Origin of the sequence: Burkholderia sp. D-99, from assembly GCF_011605345.1 — a bacterium.
Lineage (GTDB): Bacteria > Pseudomonadota > Gammaproteobacteria > Burkholderiales > Burkholderiaceae > Burkholderia.
The window spans coordinates 64,081-83,115 of the sequence record NZ_JAAOXM010000012.1 but is presented as its reverse complement, the minus strand read 5'-3'; the positions used below and the strand labels follow the sequence as shown (position 1 = coordinate 83,115).

The window sequence follows — 19,035 nt, the reverse complement described above, 5'->3', positions numbered from 1 at the left end:
CATGACTCTCGACATCACTCAGTTCTACCAGACATTTTTCGACGAAGCGGACGAGCTGCTCGCGCAGATGGAGCAGTTGCTGCTGAACCTCGACGTCGGCTCGCCCGACCCCGAGGATCTGGCCGCGATCTTCCGCGCCGCGCATTCGATCAAGGGCGGCGCCGCGACGTTCGGCTTTTCCGCGCTGACCGATACGACGCACATCCTCGAATCGCTGCTCGACCGCGCGCGCAACCATGAGCTGACGCTGACCAAGGAAATGGTCGACGCGTTCCTCGAGACCAAGGACGTGTTGTCCGACCAGCTCGTCGACTACCGCGCCAGCGCCGAACCGGACGCGGCAGCCGCCGCGACGATCTGCGCGAAGCTCGAACGGCTGAAGGCCGAGAGCGGCGCGGGTGCGCCGGCAGCGGCTGCGCCTGCGGCGCCGGTCGCGGCAGCCGCCGCTCCGGCCGCGGAACCGGCCGCCGGCGACGATCGTGCGCCCGACCACGTGATCGAGCAGGCCGTCGCGGCTGCGCATCCGGCGGGCGATGCCGGCGCGGACGAAGGCGGCCCGCACCTGAAGATCACGCTCGTGGGCGTCGACGCGAAGGACCAGGAACTGCTGACCGAAGAACTCGGCAACCTCGGCCGGATCGTGGGCCGCGAGCAAGCGGGCGCGGACCTGACGCTGTGGGTCGAATCGGACGTGCCGTCCGACGACATCGTCGCCGTGTGCTGCTTCGTGATCGACGAAAGCCAGATCCGCGTCGCGCACGGCACGGCGCCGGCCGCCCCGGCTGCCGCGCAGGAAGCCGCGGCACCGGCTGCAGAACCGGCCGCCGCCGCGCAACCGGCGCGCGTCGAGGTATTCGCGCCGCAGGCTGCGGCACCGCAACCGGCCGCACCGGCATCGACACCGACGCCCGCACCCGCCGAGCCGGCCGTCGCGCAAGCGCAGCAGCCGCCCCAGCCAGCGCACGCCGACCACGCACCGCAGGCCGCCGCGCATCATGACGACAAGCGTGCGCGCCCGGCCGCCGCGGCCGCATCGGGCGCCGAAGGCAGCTCGATCCGCGTGGGCGTCGAGAAGGTCGATCAGCTGATCAACCTGGTCGGCGAACTCGTGATCACGCAGGCGATGCTCGCGGAAACGGCGAGCGCGTTCGATCCGGCGCTGCACGACCGCCTGTTCAACGGGATGGCGCAGCTCGAGCGCAACGCGCGCGACCTGCAGGAAGCGGTGATGTCGATCCGCATGATGCCGATGGACTACGTGTTCAGCCGCTTCCCGCGGCTCGTGCGCGACCTCGCCGGCAAGCTCGGCAAACAGGTCGAGCTCGTCACGTTCGGCCAGGCGACCGAGCTCGACAAGAGCCTGATCGAACGGATCATCGATCCGCTCACCCACCTCGTGCGCAACAGCCTCGACCACGGGATCGAGACCGTCGACAAGCGCGTCGCCGCCGGCAAGGACGCGGTCGGCCAGCTCGTGCTGTCGGCCGCGCATCACGGCGGCAACATCGTGATCGAGGTGAGCGACGACGGCGCGGGCCTGAACCGCGAACGCATTCTCGCGAAGGCCGCGAAACAGGGCATGCAGGTGTCCGACAACATCAGCGACGACGAAGTCTGGCAGCTGATCTTCGCGCCGGGCTTCTCGACCGCCGAGACGGTGACCGACGTGTCGGGCCGCGGTGTCGGGATGGACGTCGTGAAGCGCAACATCCAGTCGATGGGCGGCCACGTCGAGATCTCGTCGCAGGCCGGCCGCGGCACGACCACGCGGATCGTGCTGCCGCTCACGCTCGCGATCCTCGACGGGATGTCGGTGAAGGTCGGCAACGAGATCTTTATCCTGCCGCTGAACTTCGTGATGGAGTCGCTGCAGCCGTCGAACGACGATATCTACACGGTCGGCAACGGCGAGCGCGTGGTGCGCGTGCGCGGCGAATACCTGCCGCTCGTCGCGCTGCACGAGGTGTTCTCGGTCGACGACGCGCGCACCGACCCGACGCAGGGGATCGTCACGATCATGGAAACCGAGGGGCGCCGCTTCGCGATGCTGATCGACGAACTGGTCGGCCAGCAGCAGGTGGTCGTGAAGAACCTCGAAACCAATTACCGCAAGGTCCACGGCATCTCGGCAGCGACCATCCTCGGCGACGGCAGCGTCGCGCTGATCGTCGACGTCGCGGCGCTGAACCGTGAAACCCGTGCGACGCACGGCGCCCGTGCCGGCGCCGAGCTCGCGATGTTCTGATGACTCTCGCCATTCAACTGATTGGGGGCAAACGTGTCTGCTGAAGTCCAAATGATCAATCCGGCCGCGGCGAACGCGGCAACGAGCCGCCGCGACGCGGCGCAGGGCGACGCGACGGGCCAGGAATTCCTCGTGTTCACGCTCGGCGACGAGGAATACGGGATCGACATCCTGAAGGTGCAGGAAATCCGCGGCTACGACAGCGTCACGCGCATCGCGAACGCGCCGGAGTTCATCAAGGGCGTGATCAACCTGCGCGGGATCATCGTGCCGATCGTCGACATGCGGATCAAGTTCCATCTCGGCCGCGTCGAGTACGACCACCAGACGGTCGTGATCATCCTGAACGTCGCGCATCGCGTGGTCGGGATGGTGGTCGACGGCGTGTCGGACGTGCTGACGCTGCAGACCGACCAGATCATGCCGGCGCCGGAATTCGGCGCGACGCTGACGACCGAGTACCTGACGGGCCTCGGCACGGTCGACGGCCGGATGCTGATCCTGATGGACATCGAGAAGCTGATGTCGAGCCGTGAAATGGCGCTGATCGAGTCGCTCGGCGGGTAAGTGCGCCGCGTGCGCAGGAATTTCGGGAGAATCTGCAATGTTGCATAACTGGTCGATCCGCACGACCCTCACGGCGGTCGGACTCATCCTCGTGGCGCTGGCCGCAGCCGTCGGCGGGCTCGGCCTGTACGCGCTGAATCACGCGAGCCGCTCGCTCGACGAGATCGCGCACGTCGACCTGCCGGCGATCCATACGCTCGACGACACGTCGTCGTACCTGCTGCGCGCGCGCGTGTCGCTCGACCGCTTCCGTTCGCTGACGGAAGCCGGCAACACGGCCGACGCGGCAAAGGTGCTCGACCGCGCGCAGGAGCTGTACGCGAAGTCGAACCAGAACTGGCAGGCGTTCCAGTCGACGCCGAAGCTCGGCGTCGAGCAGGCGCTCGTCGACGACCTGACCGCGCGCTACACGACGATCGTGAAGGAAGGCGTCGAGCCCGAGTTCGCGGCCGCGCGCGCGGGCGACATGGCCGCGTACCACGCGATCGCCGATACCAAGATCAGCCCGATGTTCGTCGCGTACGACCAGGCCGCGTCGGCCGTGGTCGCGTCGCTGCAGAAGCGCGCGGAAGATCGCCAGGCCACGACGCAATCGCAGATCTCGCTGATGATCGGGCTGATCGCGGCCGGCATCGCGATCGCATTCGTCGTCGTGATCGCGATCCGCTTCGTGCTGCGCGGGCTGATCGTGCAGCCGCTCGAGGACGCGATCGCGCACTTCGAGCGCATCGCCGGCGGCGACCTCACGCAGCCGGTGAACGTGTTCAGCACGAACGAAATCGGCCGCCTGTTCGGCGGCATCAAGCGGATGCAGGACGCCGTCACGACGATGGTGCAGGCCGTGCATCGCGGCACCGAATCGATCGACGTCGGCGCGCGCGAGATCGCGACCGGCAACATCGACCTGTCGCAGCGTACCGAGGAGCAGGCCGCGTCGCTGCAGGAAACCGCGTCGAGCATGGAGCAGCTGACGGGCACTGTGCGGCAGAACGCGGAGAACGCGCGGCAGGCCAGCCAGCTCGCGGTGAACGCGTCGGACATCGCGACGCAGGGCGGCGACGTGGTCGGCCAGGTCGTGTCGACGATGCATGACATCGCGGCGAGCTCGGGCAAGGTCGTCGACATCATCGGCACGATCGAAGGCATCGCGTTCCAGACCAACATCCTTGCGCTGAACGCGGCGGTCGAAGCCGCGCGCGCAGGCGAACAGGGCCGCGGCTTCGCGGTGGTCGCGGGCGAGGTGCGCTCGCTCGCGCAGCGCAGCGCGAGCGCCGCGAAGGAAATCAAGCAGCTGATCGGCGATTCGTCCGAAAAGGTCGAGAGCGGGTCGGCGCTCGTCGCACGCGCGGGCTCGACGATGGACGAGATCGTGCAGGCCGTGCGCCGCGTGACCGACATCATGGGCGAGATCAGCGCCGCGTCGGACGAACAATCGACCGGCATCGAGCAGGTCAACCGCGCGGTCGGCCAGATGGATTCGGTCACGCAGCAGAACGCGGCGCTCGTCGAGCAGGCGGCCGCCGCGGCTGCGTCGCTCGAGGAGCAGACGCGCCAGATGAAGACGGTCGTGTCGGCCTGGCGCGTGTCGGGCGGCATCGTGCTCGCGCCGTCGCGCGGGGTTGCGCGGCCGGTCGCGCATGAATCGGCGGCCGTGCCGGCGCTGACGTCGGAGCCGCGTTTCGACGCGTCGCCGGTCGCCGCGCTGCCGGCCCCGCAGGCCGCTGCCCAACCGGCACGGCGCGCGGCGCCGGCGCCGCGTGCCGCGGCTGCAGCCGTGTCGGGCGCGGGTCACGAACCGAAGCGCGCGGCCAATGCCGGTGCGCAAGCGCACAAGGACGCGCCGGCTTCCCGCGGCACCGCCGCGGGCGGCTACGGGCCGCGTCTCGCGAAAACCGCCGCACCGGCCGACAAGCCGGCCGCGAAGCCCGCACTCGTGCGCCCGGCGCTGAACGGCGAGAAGCCGGCGCCGGCCACGGCCGGCACGTCCGATGACGACTGGGAGACCTTCTAAACCATGCCGCACGCGCGCGCGCCGTTTCGACCCGATGCACCGGATGCCTCGCCTCGCGCGGGCGAGCCGGGGCGCGACTTCGCGTTCACGGGCGCGGATTTCGCACGCATTCGCGCGCTGATCCATCAACGCGCGGGGATCTCGCTGTCCGAGCACAAGCGCGACATGGCGTACAGCCGTCTCGCGCGCCGCTTGCGGGCGCGTGGCCTCGACACGTTTCGCGACTACCTCGACCTGCTCGAGCAGGAAGACGATCCGCTCGAGTGGGAAGCGTTCACCAATGCGCTGACGACGAACCTGACCGCGTTCTTCCGCGAGTCGCACCATTTCCCGATCCTGTCGGATTTCGTGAAGGGGCGCCCGGCGCCGGTATCGGTCTGGTGTTCGGCGGCGTCGACCGGCGAGGAGCCTTACTCGATCGCGATCACGCTGATCGAGGCGCTCGGCGAATCGGCCGCGCGCGGCGCGTCGATCCTCGCGACCGACCTCGACACGCAGGTGCTCGCGAAGGCGGAGGCCGGCATCTACACGTATGACCAGGTCAAGCACCTGGCACCGGAGCGGCTGAAGCGCTTCTTCCTGAAGGGCACGGGTGCGCAGGCCGGCCGCGTGAAGGTGCGCCCCGAGCTGCGCGCGATGATCCGCTTCGAGCAGCTGAACCTGACCGATGCGGATTACGGGATCGCGAAGCCGTTCGACGCGATCTTCTGCCGCAACGTGATGATCTATTTCGACAAGCCGACGCAGGGGCAGGTGCTGTCGCGCTTCGAGCCGCTCGTGAAGCCGGGCGGGCTGCTGTTCGCCGGCCATTCGGAGAACTTCACGTACGTCACGCAGGCGTTCCGGCTGCGCGGGCAGACGGTGTACGAACTGACCCGCGACGCCGCACAGGGCACGCGGCCGCGTGGCGCGCAGGCGCCTGCGGCGGCCGCGATGCCGTCGCCGGTGCGTGCGCGGGCTGCGGGCGCTGCGCCCGCCATTGGAGAGCGCGGATGAGCGCACTGCCGATCGCGACCAATCGCTACTTCGACAACCACTTCGGCCTTCCCGGCGTGAAGCTGCTGCCGAACGAGTTCTACACGACGTCCGAGGACATGGTGCTGATGACCGTGCTCGGCTCGTGCGTCGCCGCGTGCATTCACGATCCGTACGCGGGCATTGGCGGGATGAACCACTTCATGCTGCCCGACGACGGCGCCGATGCGGGCGCAGCCGCGTCCGACTCGATGCGCTACGGCGCGTACGCGATGGAAGTGCTGATCAACGAGCTGATCAAGGCCGGCGGGCGCCGCGAGCGCTTCGAGGCGAAGGTGTTCGGCGGCGCGGCCGTGCTGGCCGGGATGACGACGATCAACATCGGCGATCGCAACGCCGATTTCGTGCGCCGCTATCTGGCGCTCGAACGCATTCGCATTACCGCGGAAGACTTGCAGGACGTTCATCCGCGCAAGGTCGCGTTCATGCCGCGCACGGGCCGCGCGATGGTGAAGAAGCTGCGGCTGCAGGTGCCGGGCGTGACCGAGCGCGAAGCCGCGCTCGCGCGCGAGGCCGACCGCCTGCGCGCAGCTCGTCCGCGCCCGCACGTCGAGCTGTTCGCGGCGAAACGGCCGGCCGCGCCGCAGCCGGCACGCCCGCGCATCGAGCTGTTCGGCGCGCGCGGCGCGACGCCGGGCGGCGCCGGTGGCGTACGGGCAGCGAACCCGCAGGCCGGCAGCCCGTATGCGGCGAACCTATCAAGAAAGCAGGAGGCATGACCGCAGTGCAGAAGATCAAAGTATTGTGCGTCGACGATTCGGCGCTGATCCGCAGCCTGATGACCGAGATCATCAACAGCCAGCCCGACATGACGGTGTGCGCGACCGCGCCCGATCCGCTCGTCGCGCGCGAGCTCATCAAGCAGCACAACCCCGACGTGCTCACGCTCGACGTCGAAATGCCGCGTATGGACGGGCTCGACTTCCTCGAGAAGCTGATGCGCCTGCGACCGATGCCGGTCGTGATGGTGTCGTCGCTGACCGAGCGCGGCTCGGAAATCACGCTGCGCGCGCTCGAACTCGGTGCGGTCGACTTCGTCACCAAGCCGCGCGTCGGGATTCGCGACGGGATGCTCGACTACGCGGAAAAGCTCGCCGACAAGATCCGCGCGGCGTCGCGTGCACGCGTGCGCCAGGCGCCGCAGCCGCAGGCCGTCGCACGCGCGGCGGACAGCCAGCCGGCCGCGCCGATGCTCAACAACCCGCTCGTCAGTACCGAGAAGCTGATCATCATCGGCGCATCGACGGGCGGCACCGAGGCGATCCGCGAAGTGCTGACGCCGCTGCCGCCGGATGCGCCGGCCGTGCTGATCGCGCAGCACATGCCGCCGGGCTTCACGAAATCGTTCGCGCAACGGCTGAACGGCCTGTGCCGGATCGCGGTGAAGGAAGCCGAGCACGGCGAGCGCGTGCTGCCGGGCCACGCCTATATCGCGCCGGGCCATGCGCACCTGTTGCTTGCGAGAAGCGGAGCGAACTATATTGCGCAACTGTCGGACGAGCCGCCGGTCAACCGGCACCGTCCGTCGGTCGACGTGCTGTTCCGCTCGGCGGCGACGCACGCGGGCAAGAACGCGATCGGGGTGATCCTGACCGGGATGGGCCGCGACGGCGCGGCCGGCCTGCTGGAAATGAAACGCGCGGGCGCCCACACGTTCGCGCAGGATGAAGCAAGCTGCATCGTGTTCGGGATGCCGCGCGAGGCGATCGCGCTCGGCGGCGCGGACGAGATCGTGCCGCTCGCCGAGATGAGCCGCCGCGTGATGGCGCGCCTGGCGACGATGGGCGACCGCGTGCAGCGCGTTTGAATGGAATGTCACGGGGCGCGTGCCACGATACGCGTCCCGACGGAAACGAATCTGGAAAGGAACGACGATGGACAAGAGCATGAAAATCCTGGTGGTGGACGATTTCCCGACGATGCGCCGGATCGTCCGCAACCTGCTCAAGGAACTGGGCTACTCGAACGTCGACGAGGCCGAGGACGGCCTGGCCGGCCTCGCACGTCTGCGCGGCGGCGGCTACGACTTCGTGATCTCGGACTGGAACATGCCGAACCTCGACGGCCTCGCGATGCTGAAGGAAATCCGCGCGGATGCGACGCTCACGCACCTGCCGGTGCTGATGGTCACGGCCGAGTCGAAGAAGGAGAACATCATCGCGGCGGCGCAGGCCGGTGCGAGCGGCTATGTCGTGAAACCGTTCACGGCGGCGACGCTCGACGAGAAGCTGAACAAGATCATCGACAAGATGGCGAAGGCCGGGAGCTGACGTGAACGAGCCGATCCATGCGGCGCTCGCCGGCGCGGGGTTCAGCGCCGACAGCCATCCAGAAGGCGCTGATTTCGCGAGCGACCGCATCCTCGCGCGCATCGGCCATGTCACGCGCACGCTGCGCGATTCGATGCGCGAGCTCGGGCTCGACAAGCATGTCGAGCAGGCGGCCGAAGCCGTGCCCGATGCGCGCGACCGGCTGCGCTACGTCGCGACGATGACCGAGCAGGCCGCCGTGCGCGTGCTGAACGCGATCGAGCTCGCGAAGCCGATGCAGGAGCGCATGCAGAACGAGGCCGAGGCGCTCGATGCGCGCTGGGCAAAATGGTATGCGGCGCCGATCGAGCACACGGAAGTGCGCGAGCTGATGGACGACACGCGCACGTTCCTGCGCACGCTGCCCGAATCGACGTCGGCGACCAGCGCACAACTGCTCGAGATCATGCTCGCGCAGGATTTCCAGGACCTGACCGGGCAGGTGATCAAGAAGATCATGGACATGGTCTACCTGATCGAGCAGCAGCTCCTCACGGTGCTCGTCGAGAACATCGCGCCCGAGCGGCGCGAGCAGTTCGCGGCCACCGCGGCCGCGCTCGCCGCCGAGCAGATGAGCTCGACCGGCAGCCCCGTGTCGCTGCTGAACGGCCCGCAGATCGCGCCGGAAGGCAAATCCGACGTGGTCCAGGATCAGGGGCAGGTCGACGACCTGCTCGCCAGCCTGGGCTTCTGACCCTGCCGCATGCATCGGCGCGCCCCCGTTTCGCGGGGCTGCGCGGTGCATGCGTCGCGCCGTTTCCACAACGTTTACCCGTGCCCGCCGCCTACGCGCGGCCGGGTCGGGCTGCGGCGAATTGACACGTCGACACAGGCAGCAGGCATACTACGCGTCAGCAGCAACGAAGCGCCATTCATACGACTCATATGTTGGCAGGCGGCGCGGGCACGATGGCCGCACACCCTGCCACGAAGCCAGTCCCGTGGGAGGGAATGTGAAGCTGAAACGCTTGGGCTGGGCCGTCGCGCACGCGACGGCTGCAACGGGTGTGCTGTGGGCCGTCCACGCGCACGCCGAACTGGGCGGTGCGCCGATGTCGCCGCCGGCGGACGATCAGGCCGCAACCGTGCGCGCATTGCAGCGCGCGATGCGTTCGGCCGACGGCGTGCAGGCGAGTACCGCCGCCTATACCGTCCGCGAAATCACGCTCGGATCGGGCACCGTCATCCACGAATACACGTCGGCTGCAGGCAGCGTGTTCGGCCTCGCATGGCGCGGGCCGACGATGCCGGATCTCGCGTCGCTGCTCGGCAGCTATTTCCCGCAGTACACCGCAGGCGTTCAGGCGGCCCACCAGGCGCGCGGCTGGCGCGCGCCGGTATCCGTCGACACGAGCGCCCTCGTGATCCGGACGGGCGGCCACATGGGCGCCTTCTCGGGCCAGGCGTGGCTGCCGAGCGCACTGCCCGCCGGCCTGACCGGCAACGACATCCAGTGACAGCGGGAGAGCGATCTTGAGCATTCATCGTACATTCAAGCGCTGGCTCGGCGTGCTGGGCCTCGCGGCCGCGACGGCCGTGCTCGTGACGGCATGCGGCGGCGGCGACGGCGGCGGCGGCAACAACGCCGGTAACGGCAATGGTTCGGGTGGATCGGGCGGCGGTGGCGGTAACAGCGGGAACACGGCCACCATCACGGTCGGCACCGGCGTCGCGAACGTGATCAACATCCCGACCGTCAGCGTGCAGGTCTGCGCGCCGGGCACGTCGAACTGCCAGGTGGTCAACAACGTGCTCGTCGATACCGCGTCCTACGGGCTGCGGCTCGTCGGCAGCGCCGTGTCGGGCGTGCTCGGCAGCCTGCCGCAGGTGACGAGCGGCGGCGCGCCCGTCGCCGAGTGCGGCAAGTTCGTATCGAGCTACACGTGGGGCTCGGTGCGCACGGTCGACCTGTCGATCGGCTCCGAGCAGGCGAGTTCGCTGCCCGTGCAGATCATCGGCGACCTCGGCACGACGAACGTGCCGAGTTCGTGCACGAACGGCGGTGCATCGGCCAACTCGGCGAGCGCGCTCGGCGCGAACGGGATTCTCGGCATCGGGCCGGCGCCGGTCGACTGCGGCACGACCTGCGCGACGTCGACCTCGACGAGCAACAACTACTACGCGTGCCCGAACGGCAACAACGCGAACTGCACGGTCGCGCTCGTGCCGGTGGCGCAGCAGGTGGCCAACCCGGTTCATCATTTCGCCGACAGCAGCGGCGTGAGCGTGACGATGCAGAGCATCTCGAGCAACGGGCAGGCGAGCGCAACCGGGACGCTGACGTTCGGCCTGCCCGACCTGACCGGGAAGACCGTGATGACGTCGACCACGACGGGCGACGTCAACGCGACGTTCCTCGGGAGCAACGTGACCGCGTTCTTCGATACGGGTTCGAACGCGTATTTCTTCAACGATTCGTCGAAGAACGGAACGCAGTGCACGCGGAACACGCAGTTCTACTGCCCGCCGGCCACGGTCAATTACACGGCGACACTGACCGGCCAGAACGGTGCGTCCGGCACCGTGCCGATCACGTTCATGAACGCCGATTCGCTGTTCTCGAACTCGTCGACGTTCGCGTTCAACGACATCGCGGGCCCGTTCGGCTCGTCCGCATGGCTCGACCTCGGCATGCCGCAGTTCTACGGCCGGACGATCTACTTCGGGATGGACAAGACTGCGAGCGGCGGCGCAGCGCCGTTCGTCGCGTTCTGACGCTGCACGGCCGTACGCTGAACCGAGAGGGGGCGAGAGATCGCCCCCTTTTTTATTGGACGGCCGCGTGTGGCACGACCGGGCGGACCGGAGCGCCGCCGCGCGCGGGCACAGCGCCTACGATGTAATACCGGTACCCGTGCCGGCACGACATCGAGGAGGCAGCGCCATGAATCCGCGCATCCAACGCATCACGCCTTTCCTGTGGTTCGACCGCGACGCCGAGGCGGCCGCCAACTTCTACGTGTCGGTGTTCGACGATGCCCGCATCGTGCACGTCGCGCGCTACGGCAAGGCCGGCGCACACGCATCCGGCAGCGCGGAGGGCGCGGTGATGACGGTCGCGTTCGAACTCGACGGGCAGGCGTTTCTGGCGCTGAACGGCGGCCCCGTGTTCCAGATCACGCCGGCCGTGTCGTTCGTCGTCAACTGCCGGGACCAGGACGAAATCGACCGCTACTGGTCGCGCCTGTCCGAAGGCGGCGACGAACGCGCGCAGCAATGCGGCTGGTTGCGCGACCGCTTCGGCGTGTCGTGGCAGGTCGTGCCCGTGCAGATGTCCACGCTGATGACGGGCGATCCGGCGCGCGCCGAGCGCGTGATGGCGCAGGTGATGACGATGAAGAAGCTCGATCTCGCCGCGCTGCAGCGGGCGGCGGCGGGCTAGGCACGTTCGCCGGCCCGTTATTGGCAGCGAACAAGGCTACGGGCCGGCAGGGGGGCGTGAAGGCCCGTGATCGGCGCGTACGGGCGCTAGAACGGCGGATGGCCGTCGCGCATCAGGCGCGTATGGTCGAGGAAGAGGTGGCCGGGCCCGTACGTGGTGCTTTCGATCCGGACGGCGTCGGCCGGCGCGACCAGGTGCCCGGCGGCATCGGCCGACACCGATTCGATCTCGACGACCGGCACGCACCAGGCCGCGCGGGCGCGTTCCGACGGTTCGCCGCGCGCGTCGACGCAGCGGAAAATGAAGCGCGCGGGGAGATCCTGCGCGCGCAGGGTTTGCGTCGACCCGTTCCACACGTGGTGCAGCGCGATCGTGCCGGGGTGCGCCGCGTCAGGCGCTTGCGCGCCGGGCGGCAGGGCCGGCGTGCCCGCGCAGCCGGCTGCGAGTGCGCAGGCGAGCGACAGTGACGGAACGAACGGATGACGGAGCATGGTGCGGTTCACCGGATTCGGGAATGGCGAAGGGTAGCGCGCTTTGCACGCCTGCGTAATGACGGCCGGTTAATCGAGTGCGGCACACGTGCGCCGATTATCGATCGCACCCGATTTCATTCGGGTGTAATCAAGTGCTGGATTATCTCAGGCTGTAGATTCTGTCAGGTCTTCAAGATTATTTAAATGACGCGGCATGCAAGCCTGCGGCCCGCGTTACGCTGCTGCAGCCATTCCCGTGCCGTACGGGCGGGCGATGCGGCCGGGTGCGCGCACCACCCGGCATGTGAAAAATTGATGGAGCCCGTCGAAATTCAAACATATAATTCCGGCGTTGTTTCCGGGGTCGTCAATATAAAACAGGAGGGTAATAAGATGAATTTTTCAGAAGCCGTTCGTGCCGTACTCAATAAATACGCGACATTCGAAGGCCGTGCGCGCCGTGCCGAATACTGGTATTTCGCGCTGCTGACCTGTGCGCTGTCGATCGTCGCGCAGGTCATCGGCGCGGCGGGCCGCGACGCGGGCCTGATCACGCTGCTGCTGCTCGTCGTGCTCGGCCTGATTTCGCTGGCGCTGATCATTCCGAGCATCGCGGTCAGCGTGCGCCGGCTGCACGATACGGGCCGTTCGGGCTGGTTCCTGCTGATCGCGCTGATTCCGATCGTCGGCGGCATCCTGCTGCTCGTGTGGATGTGCTCGCGCGGCACCGAAGGCCCGAACCGCTTCGGCGCGGACCCGATCGTGGCGGCCTGACCGGCGCCTGCCCCGACGCGCGACGCCGTCGCGTCGGGGCCTGATTCTTCGACGCACCCGCTACGCCGTTTCACCGCTTCATCATTTTCACGCTTCACGCCGTCGCCGCTCCGTCCGGGGCCGACACCCGACACCCGCCATCGCACCGGCCGGCACGTTTTTTCCGCCGCGTCGCACACCGTTCCGTCCCCCCGTCCGGCGCCGTCCGGCCCCGTTTGCACCGGCTCGCCCGATTCCCTGAAATACCCCCCTTTCCCGGCTTTGCTCGACCGATCGGCGTTTGACGCCACCATGAATAATCGGTGTCACTGGAAAGCGGCATTCCGCCGTACCCGACTGGAGGCCCCGTGGCAGACGAGAGCGATCTCGACAAGACCGAAGCCGCCACTCCCAGGCGCCGCGAGAAGGCGCGCGAGGAGGGGCAGGTCGCGCGTTCGCGCGAACTGGCTTCGTTCGCGCTGCTCGCGGCCGGGTTCTACGGCGCGTGGCTGCTTGCGGGCCCGTCGGGCGGGCATCTGCAGGCGATGCTGCGCGGCGCGTTCACGTTCGATCGCGCGACCGCGTTCGACACGAACCGGATGCTGTCGGCGGCCGGCAGTGCGAGCCTCGAAGGCTTCGCCGCGCTGCTGCCGCTCCTCGCGCTCACCGGCGTCGCCGCGCTGCTCGCGCCGATGGCGCTCGGCGGCTGGCTGATCTCGCAGAAGACGTTCGAGCTGAAGTTCGACCGCCTGAACCCGATCTCGGGCCTCGGCCGGATCTTCTCGATCCAGGGGCCGATCCAGCTCGGGATGTCGCTCGCGAAGACGCTGGTCGTCGGCGGAATCGGCGGCGTCGCGATCTGGCGCAGCAAGGATGAGTTGCTCGGCCTCGCGACGCAGCCGCTCGGCGTGGCACTGCCCGATGCGCTGCACCTCGTCGCCGTGTGCTGCGGCACGACGGTCGCCGGCATGCTGGTGGTCGCCGCGCTCGATGTGCCTTACCAAATCTGGCAGTACAACAAGAAGTTGCGCATGACGAAGGAAGAAGTGAAGCGCGAGCATCGCGAGAACGAAGGCGATCCGCACGTGAAGGGGCGGATCCGCCAGCAGCAGCGCGCGATCGCGCGCCGCCGGATGATGGCTGCCGTGCCGAAGGCCGACGTGGTCGTGACGAACCCGACGCACTTCGCCGTCGCGCTGCAATACACGGACGGCGAGATGCGCGCGCCGAAGGTCGTCGCGAAGGGCGTGAACCTCGTCGCCGCACGTATCCGCGAACTCGCGGCGGAACACAACGTGCCGCTGCTCGAAGCGCCGCCGCTCGCACGTGCGCTGTATCACAACGTCGAACTCGAACGCGAGATTCCCGGCTCGCTGTACTCGGCCGTCGCCGAGGTGCTCGCGTGGGTCTACCAGCTCAAGCGCTTCCGTTCGGAAGGCGGTGCGTTCCCGGCGATGCCGGTCGATCTGGCGGTGCCGGCCGACCTCGACAAGGGCGCGTCGGTCTCCGCCGACGACGAACGCGAGGAAGCCGACGACACGCTCGGTAACGGAGGGGCGGCATGAGCACCCCGACCGGCCTGTTCGCGAAGCGCCAGAATCCGTTCGCGGGCACCAACCTGCGCGCGCTCGCGGGCCCGATCCTCATCTGCATGATCCTGGGGATGATGATCCTGCCGCTGCCTCCGCTGCTGCTGGATCTGCTGTTCACGTTCAACATCGCGCTGTCGGTGATGGTGCTGCTCGTCAGCATGTACACGATGAAGCCGCTCGACTTCGCGGCGTTCCCGAGCGTGCTGCTGTTCTCGACGCTCCTGCGCCTGTCGCTGAACGTCGCATCGACGCGCGTCGTGCTGCTCGAGGGCCACACCGGGCCGGACGCGGCCGGGCAGGTGATCGAGGCGTTCGGCCACTTCCTCGTCGGCGGCAACTTCGCGGTCGGCATCGTCGTGTTCGTGATCCTGATGATCATCAACTTCATGGTGATCACGAAGGGCGCGGGGCGGATCGCGGAAGTGTCCGCGCGCTTCACGCTCGACGCGATGCCCGGCAAGCAGATGGCGATCGACGCCGACCTGAACGCGGGCCTCATCAACGAAGAGCAGGCGCGCAAGCGCCGCCTGGCCGTCTCGCAGGAAGCCGAGTTCTACGGGTCGATGGACGGCGCGTCGAAGTTCGTGCGCGGCGACGCGATCGCCGGCCTGATCATCATGGCGATCAACGTGATCGGCGGGCTGATCGTCGGGATGGTCCAGCACGACATGAGCTTCGCGGCGGCCGGCACGAACTACACGCTGCTGACGATCGGCGACGGCCTCGTCGCGCAGATCCCGTCGCTCGTGATCTCGACCGCGGCCGGCGTGATCGTGTCGCGCGTCGCGACCGACGAGGACATCGGCACGCAGATCACCGGCCAGCTGTTCACGAACCCGCGCGTGCTGACGATCACCGGCGTGATCATCGTGATCATGGGGCTGATCCCCGGCATGCCGCACTTCGCGTTCCTCGGGCTCGGCGGCGGCGCGATCTGGCTGGCCCGCACGCAGACCAAGCGCGCGGCGGCCCGCAAGGCGGCCGGCGACGTGACCGACATCGCGCCGCCCGCCGTGCTGCCGTCCGACAGCCACGAGGCGACCTGGGACGACGTGCAGCTGATCGACCCGCTCGGCCTCGAAGTCGGCTACCGCCTGATTCCGCTCGTCGACAAGAACAGCGACGGCGAACTGCTCAAGCGCATCAAGAGCATCCGCAAGAAATTCGCGCAGGAAATCGGCTTCCTGCCGCCCGTGATCCATATCCGCGACAACCTCGAACTGCGGCCGAACGCCTACCGGATCGCGCTGAAGGGCGTCGAGATCGGCGTCGGCGAAGTGTTCCCGGGCCAGTGGCTCGCGATCAACCCCGGCCAGGTGACGGCCGCGCTGCCGGGCGCCGTCACGCAGGATCCCGCGTTCGGGCTGCCGGCCGTGTGGATCGACGTCGCGCTGCGCGAACAGGCGCAGGTGTACGGCTACACGGTGGTCGACGCGAGCACGGTCGTCGCGACGCACCTGAACCATCTGGTCGTCCAGCACGCGGCCGAGCTGCTCGGCCGCCAGGAAGTGCAGGCGCTCGTCGAGCGCACCGGCAAGGATGCGCCGTCGCTCGTCGAGGACCTCGTGCCGAAGACGATCTCGCTGACGACGCTGCAGAAGGTGCTGCAGAACCTGCTCGAGGAAGGCGTGCCGATCCGCGACATGCGCACGATCCTCGAGGCCGTGTCCGAACACGCGGGCCGCGGCGACGCGTTCGAGATCACGGCCGCGGTGCGGCTCGCGCTCGGCCGCGCGATCACGCAGCAGTGGTATCCGGGCGCGGGCGAGATGCAGGTGATGGGCCTCGACTCGAATCTCGAGCGCGTGCTGTCGCAGGCGCTCGCCACCGGCGCGAACCCGGGCCTCGAGCCCGGCCTCGCACACAACCTTCTGACCGGCACGCAGCAAGCGATGCTGCGTCAACAGAATCTCGGGCTGCCGCCCGTGCTGCTCGTGCAGCACGCGCTGCGCGCGATGCTCGCGCGTTTCCTGCGCCGCAGCCTGCCGCAATTGAAAGTGCTGTCGTACGCCGAAGTGCCGGACACACGCACGATCAAAGTCGTTAACGTCATCGGGGGTTCCGCTTGAACATTCGCAAATTCACCGGCGCAACGAGCCGCGACGCACTTCGTCTCGTGCGCGAGGCGCTCGGCGCCGACGCGGTCGTGCTGTCGAACCGCACGCTCGATGACGGCAGCGTGGAAATCGTCGCACTCGCCGATTCGGACCTGGCCGCCGTGACGCCGCCGGCCGCGGCGCGCGCGCGCATTGCCGCACCGCGCGCGCTGGAATCCGTACCGGCCGCCGCGGTGCCCGGTATCGTGTCGCGCCCGGGCCCGGTGCTCGCCCGCCCGGCCGTCAATCCGTATGCCGCAGGCGAAGGCGGGTTGCCGGACGTGTTCTCGTCGGTGTTCGGCGCCAGCGCCGAAGCGGACGACACGGCGGCGCAAGGTTCGACGATCGATGCGGACGCGCCGGCCGGCATTCCGGCGGCAGCGCCGTCGGCCGCCGCGCACGCCACCGGTACGCCGGCCGCCGGTACGCCGGCCGCCGGAGTGCCGGCCACGGCTTCCGAACCCGCACCGTGGCTGGTCGAGCACGCGAAGCGCCTGACACAGCAGCGCGATGCGCTGATGGCGCGCACGCAGGCGCCGCCCGCCGCGCCGCAGGCGAGCGCGCCGGCTCCGCAGGCCGCCGCGAGCGCGACGCCGCCCGACTGGGCGCGCGACATCGTGCGCGACGCCGAACGCCGGATGCCGGCCGCCGCCCCCCGCGTGCCCGACACGAGCGCGGCGCATGCGGCGAAGGCGGCCGAGCGCACGCGCCTGTCCGCCGACGCCGCTGCCGCGGTGGCCGATGCGGTGAAGTCGCGCATCGAGCGGATCGTCAACGATACGGTGATGCAGGAGCTCGGCGAGCTGCGCGGGATGATGGAAGAGCAGTTCGACAGCCTGATGTGGCACGACCGCCAGCGTCGCAGCGCCGTGCATGGCGCGCTGACGAAGCACCTGTTCGCGGCCGGTTTCTCCGCGCAGCTCGTGCGGATGCTGGTCGACAACATGCCGTCCGGCGACGGCGCGCAGACCTTCGAACAGGCCGCCGAATGGGCGCAGTCGGTGCTCGCGGCGAACCTGCCGGTGCTCGACAGCGAGGACGCGCTGATGGAGCGCGGCGGCGTGTTCGCGCTGATGGGGCCGACGGGCGTCGGCAAGACGACCACCACCGCGAAGCTGGCCGCGCGCTGCGTGATGCGCTTCGGCGCGAGCAAGGTCGCGCTGCTGACCACCGACAGCTACCGGATCGGCGGCCACGAGCAGCTGCGCATCTTCGGCAAGATCCTCGGCGTGCCCGTGCACGCGGTGAAGGATGCCGGCGACCTCGCGCTCGCGCTGTCCGAACTGCGCAACAAGCACATCGTGCTGATCGACACGATCGGCATGAGCCAGCGCGACCGCGCGGTGTCCGACCAGATCGCGATGCTGCACGGCGCGAACGCGCCGGTGCAGCGCCTGCTGCTGCTCAACGCGACGAGCCACGGCGACACGCTCAACGAAGTCGTGCAGGCGTACCGCAGCGCGGGCGAGCATCCGGACCTGGCCGGCTGCATCCTCACGAAGCTCGACGAGGCGACCCACCTCGGCGGCGTGCTCGACACGGTGATCCGCTACAAGCTGCCGATCCATTACGTGTCGACCGGCCAGAAGGTGCCGGAGAACCTGTACGTCGCCTCGACCAAATTCCTGCTGAAGAGCGCGTTCTGTGTACCGCGCGACGGCTCGCCCTTCGTGCCGCAAGACGAGGACATGCCGACGCTGCTTTCCGCACTGACCGCACGTTCCACCGCCGAGCTGCACGAGGTGCGATTTGGATAAACGGATCATCGACCAGGCCGAAGGGCTGCGGCGCCTGCTGGCCGGGCGCGCGTCGCGCATCGTCGCGGTGGCGGGCGGGCCGGCGGGTGTCGGCTGCACGTCCACCGTCGTGAACCTGGCGGCGGCGCTCGCGTCGCTCGGCAAGGATGTGCTCGTCGTCGACGAGCGCGCCGACGTGCATTCGGCCAGCGCGACGCTCGCGGGTGCGTGGCTGCGCGACGGCGAGCGCACGCGGGTCGCGGCCGGCTTCGGCCTGTGCGGCGCCGCGCGGCTCGCGCGCGCCGGCTACACCGACGCGCAGCTGAGCGATTTCATCGACGGGCCGGCCGACATCGTCCTCGTCGACGCGCAGCTCGGCGCCGACGGTTCGTTTTCGGCGCTCGCACGTGAAGCGCACGACGTGCTGGTCGTGACGCGGGTCGCCGCGCAGGCGATCACCGAAGCGTACGCGTGCATGAAGCGGCTGCATTTCGCGCATGCGTTCGCGCAGTTCCGCGTGCTGACCAATCACGTCGGCAGCCACGCGGACGCGAAGGTCGCGTTCGACAACCTCGCGGGCGTCGCGAGCCGCTACCTGACGGTGTCGATCGCCGACGCGGGGTGCGTGAGCGCCGATCCGCTCGTCGAGCATGCGCGCGAGCTGATGCGCGCGGCGGTCGACGCGTTCCCGTCGTCGGCCGCCGCGCGCGACTACCGGCAGATTGCCGCCGACCTGCTGTACTGGCCGATGCGCCCGCGAACGGGCGCGGGCCGCGCCGTGCACGCGGGCGGCAAGCCGTCGTATGAGGCGGGCGCGGCACACGCCGCGTGAGTGC

At 68.9% G+C, this 19,035-nt stretch carries 17 protein-coding genes; 16 read left to right on the top strand and 1 reads right to left on the bottom strand.

Translation table 11 applies throughout. From position 1 onward, the window contains the following. Nucleotide 1: 1 nt before the first annotated feature. The 11 genes from cheA (at nt 2) to HAV18_RS31210 (ending at nt 11,549) form a co-directional block, all read left to right on the top strand. Nucleotides 2-2,245, top strand: a complete 2,244-nt coding sequence (gene cheA / locus HAV18_RS31260) for a chemotaxis protein CheA (RefSeq protein ID WP_166963784.1) — start codon at nt 2-4, stop codon at nt 2,243-2,245. A 51-nt stretch (nt 2,246-2,296) separates the two neighbouring features. Then, nucleotides 2,297-2,812 carry a chemotaxis protein CheW gene (cheW, locus tag HAV18_RS31255; RefSeq protein WP_166963782.1) on the top strand — a complete coding sequence of 172 codons (516 nt, stop codon included), beginning with the start codon at nt 2,297-2,299 and terminating at the stop codon, nt 2,810-2,812. Between the two features lie 37 nt (nt 2,813-2,849). Continuing rightward, complete coding sequence (locus tag HAV18_RS31250; RefSeq protein WP_166963780.1) at nt 2,850-4,823, top strand: methyl-accepting chemotaxis protein; 1,974 nt, start codon at nt 2,850-2,852, stop codon at nt 4,821-4,823. Nucleotides 4,824-4,826: 3 nt separating this feature from the next. Next, a complete protein-coding gene (locus tag HAV18_RS31245; protein WP_166963778.1) occupies nt 4,827-5,819 on the top strand; it encodes a CheR family methyltransferase in 993 nt (330 codons plus the stop codon). Next, complete coding sequence (gene cheD / locus HAV18_RS31240) at nt 5,816-6,577, top strand: chemoreceptor glutamine deamidase CheD (RefSeq protein WP_166963776.1); 762 nt, start codon at nt 5,816-5,818, stop codon at nt 6,575-6,577. The genes HAV18_RS31245 and cheD overlap by 4 nt, the downstream gene beginning before the upstream one ends. After that, entirely contained in the window at nt 6,574-7,665 is a 1,092-nt protein-coding gene (locus tag HAV18_RS31235) for a chemotaxis response regulator protein-glutamate methylesterase (protein ID WP_166963774.1), read from the top strand. Before cheD ends, HAV18_RS31235 begins: the two co-directional genes overlap by 4 nt. A 67-nt stretch (nt 7,666-7,732) precedes the next feature. Then, nucleotides 7,733-8,128, top strand: coding sequence for a chemotaxis response regulator CheY (cheY, locus tag HAV18_RS31230; RefSeq protein ID WP_006485893.1), 396 nt, complete (start codon nt 7,733-7,735; stop codon nt 8,126-8,128). Nucleotide 8,129: 1 nt separating this feature from the next. Further along, nucleotides 8,130-8,861 (top strand): protein phosphatase CheZ, encoded by a 732-nt coding sequence (gene cheZ, locus HAV18_RS31225; RefSeq protein ID WP_166963772.1) that lies wholly within the window; start codon nt 8,130-8,132, stop codon nt 8,859-8,861. A gap of 259 nt (nt 8,862-9,120) precedes the next feature. After that, the gene (locus HAV18_RS31220) at nt 9,121-9,624 is read left to right on the top strand and encodes a DUF2844 domain-containing protein (RefSeq protein WP_166963770.1); all 504 of its coding nucleotides are present in this window, start codon (nt 9,121-9,123) and stop codon (nt 9,622-9,624) included. A 16-nt stretch (nt 9,625-9,640) separates the two neighbouring features. Then, on the top strand, nt 9,641-10,882 hold the full coding sequence (locus tag HAV18_RS31215; RefSeq protein ID WP_166963768.1) for a DUF3443 family protein: 1,242 nt from the start codon (nt 9,641-9,643) through the stop codon (nt 10,880-10,882). Between the two features lie 169 nt (nt 10,883-11,051). Then, nucleotides 11,052-11,549, top strand: coding sequence for a VOC family protein (locus tag HAV18_RS31210; protein ID WP_166963766.1), 498 nt, complete (start codon nt 11,052-11,054; stop codon nt 11,547-11,549). Between the two features lie 86 nt (nt 11,550-11,635). Here HAV18_RS31210 and HAV18_RS31205 read toward each other — a convergent pair whose 3' ends face one another. Next, nucleotides 11,636-12,040 (bottom strand): hypothetical protein, encoded by a 405-nt coding sequence (locus HAV18_RS31205; RefSeq protein ID WP_166963764.1) that lies wholly within the window; start codon nt 12,038-12,040, stop codon nt 11,636-11,638. 375 nt (nt 12,041-12,415) lie between these two features. On the opposite strand from HAV18_RS31205, the gene HAV18_RS31200 reads away from it, so the two are divergent. The 5 genes from HAV18_RS31200 (at nt 12,416) to HAV18_RS31180 (ending at nt 19,031) form a co-directional block, all read left to right on the top strand. Then, a complete protein-coding gene (locus HAV18_RS31200) occupies nt 12,416-12,796 on the top strand; it encodes a DUF805 domain-containing protein (protein WP_166963762.1) in 381 nt (126 codons plus the stop codon). A 347-nt stretch (nt 12,797-13,143) separates the two neighbouring features. After that, complete coding sequence (flhB, locus tag HAV18_RS31195; protein WP_166963760.1) at nt 13,144-14,340, top strand: flagellar biosynthesis protein FlhB; 1,197 nt, start codon at nt 13,144-13,146, stop codon at nt 14,338-14,340. Next, nucleotides 14,337-16,436 carry a flagellar biosynthesis protein FlhA gene (gene flhA / locus HAV18_RS31190; protein WP_166963758.1) on the top strand — a complete coding sequence of 700 codons (2,100 nt, stop codon included), beginning with the start codon at nt 14,337-14,339 and terminating at the stop codon, nt 16,434-16,436. Before flhB ends, flhA begins: the two co-directional genes overlap by 4 nt. Next, a complete protein-coding gene (gene flhF / locus HAV18_RS31185) occupies nt 16,433-18,220 on the top strand; it encodes a flagellar biosynthesis protein FlhF (protein WP_166963756.1) in 1,788 nt (595 codons plus the stop codon). Before flhA ends, flhF begins: the two co-directional genes overlap by 4 nt. Continuing rightward, nucleotides 18,213-19,031 (top strand): MinD/ParA family protein, encoded by an 819-nt coding sequence (locus HAV18_RS31180; RefSeq protein WP_166963754.1) that lies wholly within the window; start codon nt 18,213-18,215, stop codon nt 19,029-19,031. The genes flhF and HAV18_RS31180 overlap by 8 nt, the downstream gene beginning before the upstream one ends. Nucleotides 19,032-19,035: the final 4 nt, after the last annotated feature.